Origin of the sequence: Amycolatopsis sp. NPDC098790, from assembly GCF_044759945.1 — a bacterium.
Taxonomy (GTDB): domain Bacteria; phylum Actinomycetota; class Actinomycetes; order Mycobacteriales; family Pseudonocardiaceae; genus Amycolatopsis.
Genome location: NZ_JBIWAI010000001.1, coordinates 1,922,377 through 1,939,442 on the forward strand (window position 1 = coordinate 1,922,377; position 17,066 = coordinate 1,939,442).

At 71.0% G+C, this 17,066-nt stretch carries 15 protein-coding genes; 13 read left to right on the forward strand and 2 right to left on the reverse strand.

What is annotated here, in order from left to right; translation table 11 throughout:
• Nucleotides 1-43: 43 nt before the first annotated feature.
• On the reverse strand, nt 44-490 hold the full coding sequence (locus tag ACIQWX_RS09665) for a MarR family winged helix-turn-helix transcriptional regulator (RefSeq protein WP_400867694.1): 447 nt from the start codon (nt 488-490) through the stop codon (nt 44-46).
• A gap of 83 nt (nt 491-573) precedes the next feature.
• Here ACIQWX_RS09665 and ACIQWX_RS09670 point away from each other — a divergent pair, with 83 nt between their 5' ends.
• The 5 genes from ACIQWX_RS09670 to ACIQWX_RS09690 all read left to right on the forward strand — a co-directional run bounded on the left by ACIQWX_RS09670 (nt 574) and on the right by ACIQWX_RS09690 (nt 4,271).
• Nucleotides 574-1,539, forward strand: coding sequence for a ring-cleaving dioxygenase (locus ACIQWX_RS09670; RefSeq protein WP_400867696.1), 966 nt, complete (start codon nt 574-576; stop codon nt 1,537-1,539).
• Entirely contained in the window at nt 1,536-2,138 is a 603-nt protein-coding gene (locus tag ACIQWX_RS09675) for an alpha/beta hydrolase (protein ID WP_400867698.1), read from the forward strand. The genes ACIQWX_RS09670 and ACIQWX_RS09675 overlap by 4 nt, the downstream gene beginning before the upstream one ends.
• A 42-nt stretch (nt 2,139-2,180) precedes the next feature.
• Nucleotides 2,181-3,320, forward strand: coding sequence for a dipeptidase (locus ACIQWX_RS09680; RefSeq protein ID WP_400867700.1), 1,140 nt, complete (start codon nt 2,181-2,183; stop codon nt 3,318-3,320).
• A 46-nt stretch (nt 3,321-3,366) separates the two neighbouring features.
• Entirely contained in the window at nt 3,367-3,831 is a 465-nt protein-coding gene (locus ACIQWX_RS09685) for a lipopolysaccharide assembly protein LapA domain-containing protein (RefSeq protein WP_400867702.1), read from the forward strand.
• A gap of 122 nt (nt 3,832-3,953) precedes the next feature.
• Nucleotides 3,954-4,271 carry a hypothetical protein gene (locus ACIQWX_RS09690; RefSeq protein ID WP_400867704.1) on the forward strand — a complete coding sequence of 106 codons (318 nt, stop codon included), beginning with the start codon at nt 3,954-3,956 and terminating at the stop codon, nt 4,269-4,271.
• 41 nt (nt 4,272-4,312) lie between these two features.
• On the opposite strand, the gene ACIQWX_RS09695 is transcribed toward ACIQWX_RS09690, so the two are convergent.
• Nucleotides 4,313-5,137, reverse strand: coding sequence for a maleylpyruvate isomerase family mycothiol-dependent enzyme (locus ACIQWX_RS09695; protein ID WP_400867706.1), 825 nt, complete (start codon nt 5,135-5,137; stop codon nt 4,313-4,315).
• Between the two features lie 82 nt (nt 5,138-5,219).
• Between ACIQWX_RS09695 and ACIQWX_RS09700 the strand changes: the two genes are divergently transcribed.
• The 8 genes from ACIQWX_RS09700 (at nt 5,220) to ACIQWX_RS09735 (ending at nt 16,786) form a co-directional block, all read left to right on the forward strand.
• On the forward strand, nt 5,220-6,011 hold the full coding sequence (locus tag ACIQWX_RS09700) for an Abi-alpha family protein (RefSeq protein ID WP_400867708.1): 792 nt from the start codon (nt 5,220-5,222) through the stop codon (nt 6,009-6,011).
• Between the two features lie 4 nt (nt 6,012-6,015).
• The gene (locus ACIQWX_RS09705; protein ID WP_400867710.1) at nt 6,016-7,251 is read left to right on the forward strand and encodes a DUF445 domain-containing protein; all 1,236 of its coding nucleotides are present in this window, start codon (nt 6,016-6,018) and stop codon (nt 7,249-7,251) included.
• A 109-nt stretch (nt 7,252-7,360) separates the two neighbouring features.
• Nucleotides 7,361-10,288: a patatin-like protein gene (locus tag ACIQWX_RS09710; protein WP_400867712.1), complete on the forward strand. Its 2,928-nt coding sequence runs from the start codon at nt 7,361-7,363 to the stop codon at nt 10,286-10,288.
• Nucleotides 10,289-10,507: 219 nt separating this feature from the next.
• A complete protein-coding gene (gene ectA, locus ACIQWX_RS09715; protein WP_400867714.1) occupies nt 10,508-11,017 on the forward strand; it encodes a diaminobutyrate acetyltransferase in 510 nt (169 codons plus the stop codon).
• Nucleotides 11,018-11,032: 15 nt separating this feature from the next.
• Nucleotides 11,033-12,286, forward strand: a complete 1,254-nt coding sequence (gene ectB / locus ACIQWX_RS09720; RefSeq protein WP_400867716.1) for a diaminobutyrate--2-oxoglutarate transaminase — start codon at nt 11,033-11,035, stop codon at nt 12,284-12,286.
• A 12-nt stretch (nt 12,287-12,298) separates the two neighbouring features.
• Complete coding sequence (locus tag ACIQWX_RS09725) at nt 12,299-12,691, forward strand: ectoine synthase (protein ID WP_400867718.1); 393 nt, start codon at nt 12,299-12,301, stop codon at nt 12,689-12,691.
• Between the two features lie 30 nt (nt 12,692-12,721).
• Nucleotides 12,722-13,624 (forward strand): ectoine hydroxylase, encoded by a 903-nt coding sequence (gene thpD, locus ACIQWX_RS09730; protein ID WP_400867720.1) that lies wholly within the window; start codon nt 12,722-12,724, stop codon nt 13,622-13,624.
• A gap of 402 nt (nt 13,625-14,026) precedes the next feature.
• Nucleotides 14,027-16,786 (forward strand): BTAD domain-containing putative transcriptional regulator, encoded by a 2,760-nt coding sequence (locus ACIQWX_RS09735; protein ID WP_400867722.1) that lies wholly within the window; start codon nt 14,027-14,029, stop codon nt 16,784-16,786.
• Nucleotides 16,787-17,066 lie beyond the last annotated feature (280 nt).

Sequence of the window (17,066 nt, forward strand, 5' to 3'; positions counted from 1 at the left end):
GTGCGCGCCGGGGAAACCGCTGACCAGCGAGGCTTTTTCAACGTCAGGCGTTGAACGCGCGCAGTGTCCGCATCGCTTCCGCGAGTGCCTGCGCGTCGTCACCCAGCGGAGTCAGCACGATGCGCCGCAGGATCTCCGCCGCCGCGGACCGCGCCTTGTTCGCCATGTCCAGGCCGTGGTCGGTCAGCGCCGCGAACGTGACGCGGCGGTCGTCCGGACTCGGGACGCGGCAGATCAGGTCCGCCGCGACCAGCCGGTCCGCCACCTTCGTGAAGCCGCCGCTGGACAGCGCCGCCTCGGTGGCCAGTTTGGTCATCGGCATCCGGTGCTCGGGCGAGCGGACCAGCCGCAGCAGGATGTCGAACGACGCCGGCGCGAGGCCGAGGCGGTCGGCGATCTCGCCCATCAGCTTGTCCTGCGTGGCCAGGTAGCCCTCGATCACCAGGCCCCACCACGTGACGATCTCGTCGTCGTCGGTCTTCGGATCCACCGCGCCAGCCTACCCGAAAGTCTGTACGGAATATATCTTGCTCGCGAGAGGTTCTGCGGTTACCTTGAAACCAGGAGGCAACCATGTCGATCAAGACGTCCGGCCTGCACCACGTCACCGCGATCGGCGGCGACCCGCAGCGCAACGCCGACTTCTACCTGCGGACCCTGGGCCTGCGGCTGGTGAAGACCACCGTGAACTTCGACGACCCGGGCACCTACCACCTCTACTACGGAGACAGCTCCGGCAAGCCCGGCTCGCTGATGACGTTCTTCCCGTGGCCCGACGCGCCGAGCGGCCGCCACGGCACCGGCCAGGCGACGACCACGTCGTTCTCCATCCCCGAAGCGTCGCTGGGCTGGTGGAAGCAGCACCTGGCCGCTCAGAAGATCGAAACCGGCCAGGTCCGCAACGCCGACAACGAGGAAACGATCACCTTCCGCGACCCCGACGGCCTGAAGCTCGCCCTCGTCGCGCACCCGCAGGGCGACCCGCGCGACCCGTGGGACACCGAGCTCGTCCCGGCCGAACACGCCATCCGCGGCCTGCACTCGGTGACGCTCTCGGTGACCGAAGAGGACGCCACCGCCGGCATGCTCACCGACGGCCTCGGCCTCACCTTCGCCAACCAGGACAGCAACCGCCTGCGCTTCGCCGCCGGTGAAGGCGGGCCGGGCGCGCTGGTCGACGTCCTCGTGACGCCGGACGCGCCGCGCGGCCTGGTCGCCGCGGGCACCGTGCACCACGTCGCCTGGCGCGCGCCCGACGAGGAGACCCAGAAGACCTGGCGCGAAGAGCTCGTCGACCAGGGTGTGCACGTCACGTCCATCTTGGACCGCCAGTACTTCCGCTCGATCTACTTCCGCGAGCCGGGCGGCACGCTCCTGGAGGTCGCGACGGACGAACCCGGGTTCGCGATCGACGAGCCGCTGCTGGAGCTGGGCCGCGCGCTCAAGCTGCCGCCGTGGCTGGAGCCGCGCCGCGAGGAAATCCAGCACATGCTGCCCAAGCTCAACCTCCCCGCCGAGAACAACCCGGAGCTGTCATGACGCTGGAGCACAAGTACGTCGAAGGCTCCCCGGACGCGCCGCTGCTGCTCCTGCTGCACGGCACCGGCGGCAGCCCGGACGACCTGCTCGGCCTGGCGCGCGAGCTGAGCCCGGACTCCGCGGTGCTGGCCCCGGCCGGCCCGGTGTCCGAGCACGGCGCCGCGCGCTGGTTCCGGCGGCTCGCCGAGGGCGTCTTCGACCACGAGGACGTCGTCAAGCGCGCGAACGAACTCGCGGACTTCGTCGTGGAGGCCCGGGAGAAGTACGGGCTCGGCGACCGGCGGCTGGTCGCCGTCGGGTTCTCGAACGGCGCCAACATCGCGGCCGCCGTGACGCTGCTGCGGCCGGAGGTCGTCCGCGAAGCCGCGTTGTTCGCGGCGATGTCGCCGGTCCCGCAGCCGCCTGACCACGACCTGAGCGCGACGCGGGTCTTCCTGGCCAGCGGCGAACGCGACCCGATGGCGCCGCTGGCGTCCACCGAAGAGCTGATCCGGCTGCTGCGCGAGCGCGGTGCCGACGTCATCACCCAGCGCCATCCCGGCGGGCACCAGATCACGCTCGACGGCGTCCGCGCGGCCGCGAAGTGGATCATGACCTGACGTTTGTACGGAGCGTATACCGGCTCGCCCTACTATCGGGCGATGACTAACGAGGCACTACAGCGTGCTACGAAACTGCTGGACGCCGTCATCCTCGCCGACGGGCACAACGACCTGCCGTGGGAGCTGCGGCAGCACGGCGGCCCGAACCCGGTCGAGGCGGCCGCGTCGCTCGACCTGACCGTCCGGCAGCCCGCCCTGCACACCGACTTCCCCAAGCTCGCGGACGGGAAGCTCGGCATGCAGTTCTGGTCGGTGTACGTGCCCTGCGAGTTCGAGGGCCACAGCGCCGTGACGGCGGTGCTGGAGCAGATCGAGGTCGTCCACCAGCTGGCCGAGCGCTACCCCGACCGGCTGCGGCTGGTCGACACCGCGGACGAGGCCGAAGCCGCGTTCGCCGACGGCCGGATCGCGTCGCTGCTCGGCGCCGAAGGCGGGCACAGCATCGCCGAGTCGCTCGGCGTGCTGCGGGTCCTGCGCCGCCTCGGCGTCCGCTACATGACGCTGACGCACAACTACAACACCACCTGGGCCGACTCGGGCACCGACGAGCCGGCCCACGGCGGGCTCACCGAGTTCGGCCGCGACGTCGTGCGCGAGATGAACAAGATCGGCATGATGGTCGACCTGTCGCACGTCGCGCCGTCGACCATGCGCGACGCGATCGAGGTCAGCTCGGTCCCGGTGATCTTCAGCCACTCCTCGTGCCTCGCGGTGAACGACCACCCGCGCAACATCCCGGACGACGTCCTGGCGCAGCTGCCCGGCAACGGCGGCGTCGCGATGACCACGTTCGTGCCCGCGTTCATCTCGCCGAAGGTCTCGGCGTGGGACCACGAGCTGAAGGCCGCGATGGAGGCGGCGGGCCAGGACTACCGGAACCTCGGCCTGCGCGGGAAGTTCGCGAAGGAGTGGGACGGCCCGGCCAAGCCGAAGGCCACGGTCGACGACGTCGTCGCGCACGTCGAGCACGCCCGCGAGGTCGCCGGGATCGACCACATCGGCCTCGGCGGCGACTACGACGGCGTCGGCACGCTGCCGGAGGGCCTGGAGGACACGTCCAAGTACCCGGTGTTGTTCGCGGCACTGCTCGAGCGCGGGTGGAGTGAGGAAGACTGCGCGAAGCTGGCCGGGAAGAACACGCTCCGCGTGCTCCGGGAGGTTGACGGTTTCGCCCGTTAGGGGGTTTGACGCGGCGCTCCCCGCGTGCCGGACGGACACTGAAGACATGACGCACGCGCGCGGGGGCGCTGCCGACCGCCCCACCGGCCCCACCAGCCACGACCTGCCCGGAAGCGGCGGCCCGGGCCGCCACGGCCTGCCCGGGAACGAGGTGCCCGAGGGCGCACTCGAACCCGCCGAGCTGCGCGCCGGCGACGTCCGGCCCGGCGCCGAGGAGGTCACGCCGGTCCGGCCGGCGCCCAGCAGGCCCGCGTCCGCGGCGAAGAAGCCCCGGCCGACGCGGATCAGCGGCACCTGGGTGGCGGTCATCGCCGGCCTGGTCGTGCTGATCGTCCTGCTGATCTTCATCCTGCAGAACCTGGACTCGGTGACCGTGCACTTCTTCGGCGCGGACGGCAGCCTGCCGCTGGCCATCGCGATGCTGTTCTCCGCGATCGGCGGAGCGGCGCTGGTCGCGTTGATCGGCGGCGCCAGGATCCTGCAGCTGCGGAAGCAGGCCCGGCGCCGCTGACGCGTGGCGGTGGCCCCTGAGCAGCGTTTTTCGACGTCATTCCCCAAATCGCGACGGCAACCGGTCAAAAGAGTCAGAATGGTCGTTGCCGAACGAAAGTCGACTAAGGGGAGAAGATCGGAATGCGTCGTATTTCGGTGATCGCGACGGCCGCGGCCATGGCCACGGCCGTGACCGGACTCGCGGGCGGGCAGGCTTCGGCGAGCGTGCAGAGCCTCGGGACCTGCGTCACGCACTACGGGAACACCGTGGCCTGGATGGACTGCAAGGGCGGCACGCAGGCGAGCTGGGTCCGGCTGGGCTACAACTGCGGCATCCCGCCGGCCACCGTCAACCGCCTCACCCAGTGGTACGTGCTCGCCGCCGGCGGCAAGGGCACCGTCAGTGCGCGGTGCGCCTTGCCGATGAACAGAGCGTGGTACAACGTGCGCGTCTATTGATCGTAAAAGGGGCGTTTCCCGGAATTCGGGCAACGCCCCTTTTACGAAACGATGATCGACGTCATGCCCAGAACCGTCGAGCAAACGTTTTCGTCCCCGGTCGTCCGGACGCGCTCGACGTCGCCCGCATTCCGGGTGCAGAGCCGCCAGAACGTGTCCAGGTCCGTCGTCACCGTGGCCAGCGGGGTGCGCGACGGCGGGGCGCCGCGGTCGAGCGTCCAGCCGTCGCGCTCGCGGCGGGCGTGCCACTTGCCGGCGCCGGTGACCGTGTAGCCGACCTGCTTGCCGACGCGGGCGTCGACGTCGCGCAGGGTGTGCGGCAGCGCGCGGACGAACGTGTCGGCGATCGGCTCGGCGTACTCGGCGTCCAGCGGCGTGTGCTCGAGGGCTTCGCGGATCTGGACGTGGTGGACCCAGAACTCCGAATAGTCGCGGGCCGCGTCGAGCCAGCGCGGCGCCGGCTCGTCGCCGGCCCAGCTCACGGGTTCACCGAGAACGTCGAGGTCGAGCTTCGCCCAGTACTCGGTCGTCTGGCCCATGAACTCGTACATCATCGTGAGCAGCACGTCCGTCGAGAGCCGGCGGCACGCGACGACCCACTCCTCGTTGAGCCGGTCGATGAACCGCGGGAACGACTCACCCGGACGGGGGGCTTCGGCGGTGTGCCCGTCGCGGCCGCGGGACAGCCGGCCGACCTTGTCCCCCAGCAGGTGGGCGGCGACGTCCTTGACCGTCCAGCCCGCGCACATCGTCGGACGCTCCCAGTCCTCCTCGGTCAGCGCGCCGAGCAGTGTCATCAGCGCCTGCTCTTCCTTGGAGAAGTACGGGAGGACGTCGATCGGCGGGCCCCAGCGCGTCGGACTCATGTGTGCATCCAACACGGACATCACACCTCCGTTCGGCCTACCCGCAGGTAGCATCAGCCCGTACGCAGAGGGGAGTGGCCTGGTGAACGCAGAGCGACCGAACGGCCGGGGCACCGGCGACGAGGTGGCCGACCTCGCCCGCCGCGCCGGGCAGCTGGCCGGCTGGGCCGCGCGCACCGGCTTCGCGCTCGGGCGCAAGCTCCCCGGCGTCGAGACCGCCGAACGCACGGTGCGGCAGGTCGAGCACCAGCTGCTGGCCGAGCTGCGGCGCCGGCTCGACGAGGTCGACGACCCGTACCACGCGGCGCTGACGGCGGCGTCGGCGATGAACCGCCCGGCGGTGCCCGGGAAGGTCGAAGCGACCGTCACGCTCGTCCCCGCGCGCGACAACCACGCCGAGCCGCTGCGCGCCGCGATGGCCGAGCTGCTCAACCACTCCATCGGCTTCGGCCGCGAACGCGCCCGCGAATACTTCTACGCGATCATCCTGCGCCAGCTGACACCTGACGAGGCACGGATCCTGTCCGCGCTGTCGGACGGCTCGCCGTTCCCCGCGGTCGACGTCGTCGAGCGGACCGGCCTGGGTGGCGCCGGGCGCGTCGCACTGCGCAACGCCTCCACGGTCGGCAAGGCGGCCGGGGTGTCCCTGCCCGACCAGGTGCCCGGGTACGTGACGCGGCTGATCGGGCTGGGCCTGGTCGACCTCGACGAAGAGGTGCCGTCGCTGGAGACGCAGTACGAGATCCTGCTGACCGACGAGACCGTGCGCGACGCGGAGAAGCACGTCAAACGCGCGAAGTACGTCCGGCGGACGATCCACATCTCGCGCCTGGGAGCGCAGTTCTGGCAGGCCTGCGACCCGAGCTTCGCGTAGCCGGATGGGGGCCTTCCTCAGCGGCGTCCTCGCCGACTTCGGGCAGCACTGGCCCCTCTACGTCTCGATCCCGGTCGTGGCCGCGCTGATCGGCTACGGCACCAAGCTCGTCGCGATCCGGATGATGTTCCAGCCGGTGGAGTTCATCGGCGTCAAGCCGTTCCTGGGCTGGCAGGGCATCGTGCCCAAGCGCGCGGCGCGGATGGCGAGCATCGCGTGCGACACGATGACCGAGCAGCTGATCGAGCCGGCCGAGGTCGTCGCGCGGCTGGACGCGTCCCGAATAGCCCAGGAGATCGAGAAACCGCTGCTGGCGGGCGTCGAGGACATCGTCCGCGAGGTGGCCGGGCACTACCAGCCGGGGCTGTGGGAGTCCCTGCCGGTCCGGGTCCAGCGCCTGGTGATCGAGCGCGTCCAGCACGAGTCGCCGCGCATGGTCGCGGCGGTGCTCGACCTGATCAAGTCCGATGTGGACAGTGTCTTCGACCTCAAGGGCATGGTGGTCACCAGCCTGGTCAAGGACAAGCGGCTGCTCAACCGCATCTTCCAGGAGGCGGGCGCCGACGAGTTCAAGTTCATCGCGCGGTCGGGCCTGGTGTTCGGCGGCGCGATCGGCGTGATCCAGATGGTGGCGTGGGTGCTGTTCAAGTTCCCGCCGATCATGCCGATCTTCGGCTTGTTCACCGGCTGGTTCACCGACTGGCTGGCGCTGCGGATGATCTTCTACCCGATCGAGCCGCGGCGGTACTTCGGCGTGGAGTGGCAGGGCCTGTTCCTGAAGCGGCGCGCGGAGGTCGCGGAGGCGTACGGGTCGCTGATCGCGAAGGAGATCATCACCCCGCACAACGTCATCGAGGCCATCCTGCACGGGCCGCTGTCGGACCGGGTGCTGGCGTTGATCCAGCGTCAGCTGGACCGGGAGCTGGGGAGCGTCGCGAAGCCGTTGCTGGTGTTCGCGGTGGGAAGCCGCAAGTACCAGGACGTGAAGCTGGCGATCGCGTCGCAGATCATGTCCCGGCTGCCGGAGACGATGCGGTACATCGAGGACTACGCGACCGATGCGATGGACATCCGGAACGTGCTGGTGTCGAAGATGAAGGAACTGTCGCCGCGCGAGTTCGAGCGGTTGCTGCGGCCGGCTTTCGAGCAGGACGAGTGGATCCTGATCGCCACCGGGGCGGTACTGGGCTTCGCGGTCGGTGAGGGTCAGGTGCTGCTGCTGGAGCACCTGGCGGCCTAGGCCCGCTCGGCCGAGCAACTCCACCCGAACGGCCGTACACCCGGACGTATCCCGGTGCTTACCTTGCGCCACTAGTCTGCGTCACGACGACGAGCGGGCGGGGGAGCCCATGACTGCTGAACCTTGGCCGCAGGAGATCCGCCTGGCGGTCACCATGGTGGGCGGCTCCAGCCTCGCCATCTGGATGGGCGGGGTCGCCACCGAGACCTCGCGGCTGCTTCGCGAGTCGAGGGGTGACGTCGAACCGGGGCTCTACCGGCAACTCCTCGACCTCCTCCGCGCCACCGTCTCCGTCGACGTCCTCACCGGGACCAGCGCCGGGGGCATCAACGCCGCCTGCCTGGGCCTCGCCGAAGCCTTCGGCTCGACGCCCGAAGTCCTGCGCGACACCTGGATCACCACCGGCTCGCTGGAAAACCTGATCCGGGACCCGCGCGAAAAGGAGCCGCGGTCGGTCCTCGACGGTGATCGCGTGCTGCTCCACGACCTCGAAGAAGCGCTGCGGCAGATCGCCGGCCAAGGAAAGCCGCCCGCCGCCGAACCCGACGTCACCGTGCTGCTCACCGGCACCATGATCGACGGCGAGACGACCCGGTTCGACGACGCGCTCGGGAACCTCGTGCGGGACACCGAACACCGGATGCTCTTCCGGTTCTGCGGTCCACTGTGGACACCTGGCGTCGAGGGGCCGCTCGCGCTCGCGGCCCGCTCCACCGCGTCGTTCCCCGGTGCGTTCGAACTGTCGCGGATGCCCATCGGCCCGGAAGGCACCGACCGGCTGCACCCCGACATGACGCCGTACACCGAGCTGACCCGCTCGCACTGGCTCACCGACGGCGGCGTGCTGCTGAAGAAACCGCTGCAGCCCGCCCTGCGCGAGATCTTCGAACGCCCGTCGCACGCCGACGTCCGGCGGCTGCTGCTCTACGTCGTGCCCACCGGCGAAAAGGACGTCGACGCCGTCGAATGCGACGCCGCGAACCCGCCGCTGCTGTCGCACGCCATGGCCAAGGTCGTCAACACCGTGATGAGCCAGTCGATCAGCGCCGAGCTGGACGAGCTGACCCGGCACAACGACGCCGTGCTCCGCGCGCGGGACACCCGGGTTTCCCTTGCCGCGCTGGGACTTCGCGGCGGGCCCGAGCACCTCGTCGACGAGCGGATCGCCGCCGCCTACCTCGAGCGGCGGACCGCCGAGGACGCCGCCGAGCTCGTCCGGGTCGCCGCGCGGCGGTACGCGCTGTCCGAAGCGGACACCCCGGACCGCGACTGGGCGTCCGGGATGTCGCGGCAGCTGCGCGCGATCGCCGTCGCCGGGCTGAGCAGCGGGGTCCCGGCCGGGCCGCCGGCCGCGAGCCTCGCCGTCGCCGATCTCGTCGGCTACCGGACGACCGCGCTCGACGACGCCGTCGCCACCGGCCTGCAGCTGGTCAACGCCGGGTTCCGGCTGCAGCCGGACGCCACCCGTGCGAAGGAGCTCAACGACGCCCGCGCCGAGCTGCACGCGGCGCGGTCGACGGCCGCGCGCGGGGTGCGGCTCGGGCAGTGGGTGGCCGCGCACGCCGGGCCCGGCGCGAGCAGCACCCTCGAAGAGTGGATCCGCGAGCTGGCCGAGGAGTGGGCCGGGCTGGGCCGCTCGGCCGCCGTCGCCGAGGCGTGGCCGAAGGTGGTCGCCGGCCTGCGGGCCGCGGCGCCGACGTTGCGGACGCTGACCGACGACACCGGCACGGTGACCACGCTGCTGGACTGGCTCGCGCTCGACGAGGCCGACGAAGTCGTCCAGGCCCGGCTGCTCGCCCTGCACGTGGCGACGCGCGGGCTGCTCGCCCAGGCGCCGTCGGTCGACCAGCGCGTCGACCTCGTGCAGGTCAGCGCCGATTCACGGACGCTGCTGGACATGACGCGGCAGCGGTCGGGCGACAAGCTGACCGGGCTGCAGGCGAACTACTTCGGCGCGTTCTACAAGGCGTCCTGGCGGGCCAGCGACTGGATGTGGGGCCGCGTCGACGGCGCCGGCTGGCTCGTCCAGTGCCTGCTCGACCCCGTCCGCCTCGAGACGCTGCGGGACGTCGTCGGCCGGGAGCGGTTCCGCGACGAGCTCGTCGCCGCGTTCGGCCCGGCCTGGCGCAAGCCCGACGAACGGGACCGCTGCACCCCGCAGGAGGCGGCGCAGCTGCGCGACCAGCTCGCGGCCGAACTGGCTTTCCTCGGCCTCGACGCCGATCTCAAGCCCGTCGAGTTCACGACCGACCGGCCGGTCAGCCTGCCGGTGACGGCGATGGTGCTGGCCCGGCCGCGGCAGGCCGAGATCGCCGCGGAAGAGCTGCCGGTCGTCGACCTCGCGGTCCGCCACGATGCTCGTGACGCCAAGAACATCGAAGACGCACTCGCGCAGGAGCGCCCCCGTGTCGAGGCCCGCGCCGCGCAGGCGCAGTTCCAGGCGTGCCGCGTCTCGGCCGAACGGCTCGCCGGAGAGCAGGGCACCGCGCGGCTGACCCGCACGCTCGTCGCGCTCGGCGCGGCTGTCGTGAACGCCGGCACGGTCGCGTTCCGGCTGCCCGGCGGCTGGCCGCAAACGGTTGCGGGCATGCTGCGGACGGTGGCCCGGAGCACGGCGAAGGTCGCCCAGGGCGCGTCCCGCCTCGGCACGGCGGGCTCCCTCGGCGCCGGTGTGCTCGCCCTCCTCGCCGGCCTGGTGCTCGGCAACAACGGCGGCGCGGTGCTGCAGTGGATCGGCCTCCCCGTCCTCGCGGGCGCGGTCGTCTACCTGGCGACGGCGCTGCTCACGATGGGCCGGTTCGCGCGGAGGCTGATCGCCGCGCTCGGCGTGCTGGTGGTCGCGACCCTGCTGCTGGCCGCGTTCCTGCCCCCGGTCGCCGGGCCGTTCTTCGGCTGGCTCGGCGGGGTGGTCGCGGGCTGGCGACGCGGCGAAGGCGCGGTGTGGTGGCTCGTCGTCTCCGGGCTGCTGATCCTGCCCGCGATCGTGATGCCGCTGAGCGGGATCCGGCGTCGCATCCGGAGCCGCAAGCGCGCCTGAATCGGCCCGTCGCCTTGCGATCACGGCGCCGAGGGTTCATCGTGCGGATAGGTCGCGAGCCACGCGCGAGCGACCCAGGCGCGCGTGTGCCCAAGCACCGTCCACTTCAAACATGTTTGTGGGACTGCTCACCGGGTACTCCGCGTCGCCGCAGGTCATCACGGGGGTCGTGAGCTGCGTCGCTGGCACGGCGAAAATTCTCTGTTACGTTTCCTGAGTATGTCCGTAACGCACTTGATCGAATCCCCGACCAAGGCGGACGGCGCGGAGCTGTGGAGAATCGCGCGCGATTCCGCCAAGCTCGATCTCAACTCGCCGTACGCATACATGCTGTGGTGCCGCGATTTCGCCGAGTCCTCGGTGGTCGCGCGTGAAGACGGCAAGGCGGTCGGATTCGTCATCGCCTACCGCAGGCCGGACGAGCCGGAGGCGGCGCTCGTCTGGCAGGTCGCGGTCGACGCGTCGCAACGCGGGAAGGGCCTGGCCGGAGCGCTGCTCGACGAGCTCTACACGCGCCTGGTCGACGGCGGGGTGCGTTACCTCGAGACCACCATCACCCCGGACAACGAAGCGTCCATCCGGCTGTTCACGTCGTTTGCGAAGCGCTGGAACGCCGCGGTGGAAACGAGTGTGCTGTTCCCGGGCGAGGAATTCCCCGAAGCCGGGCACCTCCCCGAAGAGCTTTACCGCATCGGTCCACTGACACCGCGCAAAGATCCGGGCGAGTAGGAGAAAAAAACCGTCATGAGCATCTTCGAAGAGCTCGAATCCGAAGTACGCAGCTACAGCCGCGGCTGGCCGGTCGTGTTCGACCGCGCCCAGGGCAGCCACCTCTACGACGAGAGCGGAAAGCCCTATCTGGACTTCTTCGCCGGCGCCGGCGCGCTGAACTACGGGCACAACAACCCGAAGCTGAAGCAGGCGCTGATCGACTACATCCAGCGCGACGGCGTCACCCACGCCCTGGACATGTTCACCGTGGCCAAGCGCGACTTCCTGCAGTCCTTCCGCGACAAGATCCTCGACCCGCGCGGCCTGAACTACAAGGTCGTCTTCCCGGGCCCGGGTGGCGCGAACGCCGTCGAAGCCGCGCTGAAGCTGGCGCGCAAGGTGACCGGCAAGGAGTCGGTCATCAACTTCACCAACGCGTTCCACGGCATGACGCTCGGCGCGCTGTCGGTCACCGGCAACTCGATGAAGCGCGGCGGCGCCGGCGTCCCGCTGGTGCACGCCACCCCGATGCCGTACGACAAGTACTTCGACGGCGCGATGCCGGACTTCCTGTACTTCGAGAAGCTCCTCGAAGACTCCGGCAGCGGGCTCAACGAGCCCGCCGCGGTGATCGTCGAGGGCGTGCAGGGCGAGGGCGGCATCAACGCCGCGCGCCTGGAGTGGCTGAAGGGTCTCGACGACCTCTGCAAGCGCCACAACATCCTGCTGATCCTCGACGACGTCCAGATGGGCTGCGGCCGCACCGGCCCGTTCTTCAGCTTCGAGGACGCCGGGATCAAGCCGGACATCGTCTGCCTCTCGAAGTCCATCGGCGGCTACGGCATCCCGATGGCGCTGACGCTGATCAAGCCGGAGCTCGACGTCTGGGAACCCGGCGAGCACAACGGCACCTTCCGCGGCATCAGCCCGGCGTTCGTCACCGCCAAGGAAGCCATCGACGTCTACTGGAGCGACGACGAGCTCGAGAAGTCGACCAAGGCCAAGGGCGAGCGCATCGCCGCGGCGTTCTCCGGCATCGTCGAGGCATACCCCGACGCGAAGCTGTTCGCCAAGGGCCGCGGTCTCGCGCGCGGCATCGAGTTCCAGAGCGGCGACCTGGCCGGCCGCGTCTGCGCGGAAGCGTTCGCGCGCGGCCTGCTGATGGAAACCTCCGGTCCCGACGGCGAAGTCATGAAGCTGCTGCCGCCGCTGACCCTCACCGACGACGAACTGACCCAGGGCCTGTCGATCATCGACGAATCGATCAAGGCCGTCCTCAAGAAGTAAAGGAGATCGCCCGTGCTCGTCCGCACCCTCGACGAGGTCACCGACACCGACGCCGACATCAAGACCCCCAACTGGCGCAGCAAGAGGATCATCCTCGCCAAGGAGGGCGTCGGCTTCTCGGTGCACGAGACCACGCTGTACGCGGGAACGGTCAACGACTTCTGGTACGCCAACCACATCGAGGCGGTGTTCATCACCTCCGGCGAGGGCGAGGTCGAGGACCTCGCCACCGGCAAGGTGTACGAGCTCAAGCCGGGGACGCTGTACCTGCTCAACGACCACGACAAGCACCAGGTCCGGCCGAAGACCGAGATCAAGTGCGTGTGCGTGTTCAACCCGCCGGTGACCGGCCGCGAGGTGCACGACGAGAACGGCGTGTACCCGCTGATCACCGAGGACTCGTAAACACCGGAGAGGAAACAGGAGGCGAAGCCCGTGACGCTGACGGACACCCGGGTCGACGACGGTTACCCGACCCGAATCACCGGTAAGCCGGAGCACCTGCCGCGCGTGCACCCCACGGTGTGGGGTAGCGAAGCCGACGGCCCGATCGACGCCGCGACCCTGGCGAACCACGAGGCACGCGGTTACACCGTGGTCGAGGACCTGCTCTCCGTCGGGGAGGTGCAGACGTACTGGCAGGAGCTGGTGCGGCTGTCCTCCGACGCGGAGCTCGCCGGGGACGAGCGCGTGATCACCGAGGCGAAGACCGGTGAGGTCCGGTCGATCTTCGACGTCCACGAGATCTCGGCCCTGATCGCCGAACTGGTGCGCGACCCGCGCGTGCTGGACCGGGCCCGGCAGCTGCTCGGCTCCGAGGTGTACGTCCACCAGAGCCGCGTCAACTACATGCCCGGGTTCAAGGGCACCGGCTTCTACTGGCACTCGGACTTCGAAACCTGGCACGCGGAGGACGGCATGCCGTCGCCGCGCGCGGTCAGCTGCTCCATCGCGCTGACCGACAACTACCCGTTCAACGGCGGGCTGATGATCATGCCGGGCTCGCACCGGACGTTCGTCCAGTGCGCCGGCGAGACGCCGGACGAGAACTACAAGGCCTCGCTCAAGGACCAGCGGGTGGGCGTGCCGAGCGAGGACGACATCACGAAGATGGCGGCCGAGCACGGCATCGACCAGTTCACCGGCCAGGCGGGCTCGGCCCTGTGGTTCGACTCGAACATCATGCACGGCTCCGGCAACAACATCACGCCGTACCCGCGCTCGAACATCTTCCTGGTGTTCAACAGCGTGGAGAACGCGCTGCAGGAGCCGTTCGCGGCGAGCACGCCGCGGCCCGCGTTCATCGCCGGCCGCGACTCGACGCCGATCACACGGTGAACCCGGCGGTGACCGGCCCGGTGCGCTTTGTTACCGTGTCGCCACCGCGTGGGCGTGTGGTCCGCGCAACAGACGTCTTCGCGGACGATCGGCGGGTGCTTCGCTCGGGGTGAGCTCACCCGCCCGGTCGCCTGGGAAGACGACGGGCGGACCGTGCCCCCTGACGGCCCGGCCGGAGGATTCACCACGACCCCTTACCAGCGGATCGGGACCGCTGGTAAGGGGTCGTGTCATGTCCGCCGGTGGATGTCGCACCGCTTCCCGCTGACCGCTACGGAATTCGCAGAAGCCCTAAAACTCCTGGTACCGGCGCTGCTCGACAGCCGGTGACCACGGTAGGTTGACTTCCCGGCGAGGGAGACGCCGAACCGACCGTGAACCCCCGGGGAGGTGGGCGCGAGCATGGCCGAATGCCGGTTGCAGCTGCTCGGGCCCGTCCAGCTCTTCGCCGGTGACGTCGCCGTCCCGATCGGCGGTCCGGGCGTACGCGGCCTGCTCGCCCTGCTGGCGCTCAAGCCCGGCAAGGTCGTCGGGCTCGACGAGATCATCGACGCACTCTGGGGTCACGACCCGCCGGCCACCGCGCGCACCATCGTCCACGGCAACGTCTCCCACCTGCGGCGGATCCTGCGCGACGTCGACGGCCCGAGCATCCTGACCACCCCGCCGGGCTACCTGCTGGCGGTCGAGCCCGAGCGCGTCGACGTCCACCGGGCGCGCGGCCTGCTGGACCAGGCCTCGCTCGCCGCCCCGGAGACCGCCGCCGCGCTGCTGGCCGAGGCGCTTGCGCTCTGGCAGGGCCCGGCGCTGGGCGGCGTCCCGGACTCACTGCGGGCCCCCGAACTCGAGGACCTGCGCCTGGCCGTGCACGGCGCCCGCGTCGACGCCGACCTCGACCTCGGCCGGCACGCCGAGCTGATCGTCGAGCTGAGCCCGATCGTCCGTGCCGACCCGCTCGCCGAGCGGACCGCCGGCCAGCTCATGCGCGCGCTCTACCACGCCGGGCGGCGCGGGGACGCGCTCGAGCTGTACCGGACCGTCTCGCGCGCCACCTTGCGCACCCTGGGCGTCGAGCCCGGCGCCGAACTGCGGTGGCTGCACGAGCGCGTCCTCAACGACGACCTCCCCGAGCGTCCCGAAGCGGCACTTTCACGTGAAAGTGCCGCCGTCGACGAGCGGGGGCAGCCGGTGTCGCAGCTGCCCGCCGCCGTGCCGAGCCTGGCCGGGCGCGCCGACGAGCTCGCCTGGCTCGACGGCCTGGTCACCCGCGCGGAAGCCGGCGAGACGACGATCGCCGTCGTCACCGGGACCGCCGGGGTCGGCAAGAGCACGCTGGTGGTCTGGTGGGCGCACCGCGTCGCGCCGCGGTTCCCGGACGGCGTGCTGTTCGCGTCGCTGCGCGGCTTCGACCCGCACCACCCGCCGCTGGAGCCGGCCGACCTGCTCACGCAGTTCCTGCTCGGCCTCGGCGTCGAAACCGCGAAGATCCCCGAACTGCTGCACGAACGCGTCGCGCTCTACCGGTCGCTGATCGCCGGGCGCCGGATGCTCGTGCTGCTCGACGACGCCCGCACCGCCGAGCAGGTGCGCCCGCTGCTGCCGCCGAGCGCGCGGACGATGACCGTCGTGACCAGCCGGTCGCGCCTGGACGGGCTCGCGGTGTCGAACGCGGCCAAGCAGCGCGTCCTCGGCACGCTCGCGCCCGACGACGCCGTGCGGCTCATCGAGGAGCTCGCCGGCCCGGCCGCGCTCAACCACGCGCTGGCGCGGCTCTGCGGCTACCTCCCGCTCGCCCTGCGGATCGCCGGCGCGCGGCTCTCGGCGAGCGCGCAGCGGACCGCGGAGGAGCTGGTCGACGAGCTGGGCAACGAACGCACCCGGCTGGCGGGCCTGCAGGTCGACGGCGCCGACGACGGCGTGCGCGCCGCGTTCGACGTCTCCTTCCGCGGCCTGCCCGGCGAGATCGCCGAGACGTTCCTGCAGCTCGGCGCGGTGCCCGGGGTGCTGGTCGGGCCGCACCTGATGGCCGCGGTCGCGCAGATCCCGGTCGCCGAGGCCCGGCGCCGGCTGCGCGCGCTGGCCGCGCACAACCTGATTGAGGAGACCGCCCGGGACGTCTTCGCGCCGCACGACCTCGTCTGGCTCTACCTGCGCGAACTCGCCGAACACGAGCTGGGCGAGAAGGAACGCGACGAGGCGCTCGGCTGGACGGTCCGCTACTACCAGGCGGTGGCCGACCGGGCGCGGCGCCGGCTGGGCCACGTCGCCGACCCGCTGGACTTCACCGGCGTGCTCGCCGACGAGGCGATGCCGCCGCTGACGGGCTTCGCCGAGGCGCAGGACTGGTTCGCGGCCGAGTGGCCGAACCTCCTCGCGGCCCTGGACGCGGCGTACGCGGCCGGCCGCCACGACGACGTCTGGCGGCTCGCGCTCCTGGGCCACACCTACCGCGTGGTGTGCCCGCTGCTGGACGAGTGGACGCGGATGGCGGACCTCGGCGTCGAAGCGGCGGAGGCGGCGGGCGACGTCGAAGGCCAGTGCTGGCTGCGGCTCGCGCGGTGCGAGATCGCGCTGGCGTTCGACCTGCCGGGCTACGGGTTCGCGGACGCCGAACGGGCCGCGGCGCTGGCAGCGGGCTCCGCCGACACGCGGCTGACCACGTCGGCCGACGTGCACCTGGGCCGCGCGCTGAGCCGGCGCGGCGAGCACCAGAAGGCGATCGACCGCCTGGCGAAGGCGATCGCGGAGGCCCCGGACGTCACGCTGCGCGGCCAGGCGCTCGGCAGCTGCGCGCAGGCGGAGAAGCGGGCGGGCCGGCTGGCCGAGGCGGTCGCCCACCAGCTCGCCGGGCTGGAGATCGACCGCTCACTCGGCGACGACGACCGCGTCGTGGTGGCGCTGGACAAGCTGGCCGACCTGAACCTGCGCGCGGGCGACCTGGAGGCGGCGGAGCGGCACGTCTGGGAGGCGATCGACCTGGCGATCAGCCGCGAGTTCGTCGCGCGCGAGGGCGCGTTGCGGCTGACGCTCGGGCGGGTGCTGCGAACGAGGGGCGATCTCGACGGCGCACGGGAGCAGCTGGCGTTGTCCGTGCGCATTTACGAGCGCGTGCACCCGAAGCTCGTCGGTGAGGTGCGGAGCGAACTCGCCGAACTCCAGTGAGGCTTTCGCGCGACAACTCCACGCCGGTGCTCGACATTCGTGAAGAGAGTTGCGAATGGATCACGGCACCCCGCCCGGCCGTGAATCCTTAGTGGATTCTTAGTGCCCGCGGGCGGCGTCCGCGTAGGTTCGGCAGTGCCGGCTGAGCCCTAGGGGAGGGGCAGGCTGAGACGCCGGCGCCGGGCCCCGTGCGGGAAAACCCCGCCGGGGCCGGGAGCCGCCAGGAGCGGCTCGTGGCGGCCCGGCCGGCCGACGTGGGGGTAGGCCGGCCGGTCGCCAG

Bases quoted from the DNA above. Each gene is read 5' to 3' on its own strand.
- ACIQWX_RS09670 (WP_400867696.1), top strand. From the start codon at position 574: ATGTCGATCAAGACGTCCGGCCTGCACCACGTCACCGCGATCGGCGGC.
- ACIQWX_RS09675 (WP_400867698.1), top strand. From the start codon at position 1,536: ATGACGCTGGAGCACAAGTACGTCGAAGGCTCCCCGGACGCGCCGCTG.
- ACIQWX_RS09680 (WP_400867700.1), top strand. From the start codon at position 2,181: ATGACTAACGAGGCACTACAGCGTGCTACGAAACTGCTGGACGCCGTC.
- ACIQWX_RS09685 (WP_400867702.1), top strand. From the start codon at position 3,367: ATGACGCACGCGCGCGGGGGCGCTGCCGACCGCCCCACCGGCCCCACC.
- ACIQWX_RS09690 (WP_400867704.1), top strand. From the start codon at position 3,954: ATGCGTCGTATTTCGGTGATCGCGACGGCCGCGGCCATGGCCACGGCC.
- ACIQWX_RS09695 (WP_400867706.1), bottom strand. From the start codon at position 5,137: ATGAGTCCGACGCGCTGGGGCCCGCCGATCGACGTCCTCCCGTACTTC.
- ACIQWX_RS09705 (WP_400867710.1), top strand. From the start codon at position 6,016: ATGGGGGCCTTCCTCAGCGGCGTCCTCGCCGACTTCGGGCAGCACTGG.
- ACIQWX_RS09710 (WP_400867712.1), top strand. From the start codon at position 7,361: ATGACTGCTGAACCTTGGCCGCAGGAGATCCGCCTGGCGGTCACCATG.
- ectA (WP_400867714.1), top strand. From the start codon at position 10,508: ATGTCCGTAACGCACTTGATCGAATCCCCGACCAAGGCGGACGGCGCG.
- ectB (WP_400867716.1), top strand. From the start codon at position 11,033: ATGAGCATCTTCGAAGAGCTCGAATCCGAAGTACGCAGCTACAGCCGC.
- ACIQWX_RS09735 (WP_400867722.1), top strand. From the start codon at position 14,027: ATGGCCGAATGCCGGTTGCAGCTGCTCGGGCCCGTCCAGCTCTTCGCC.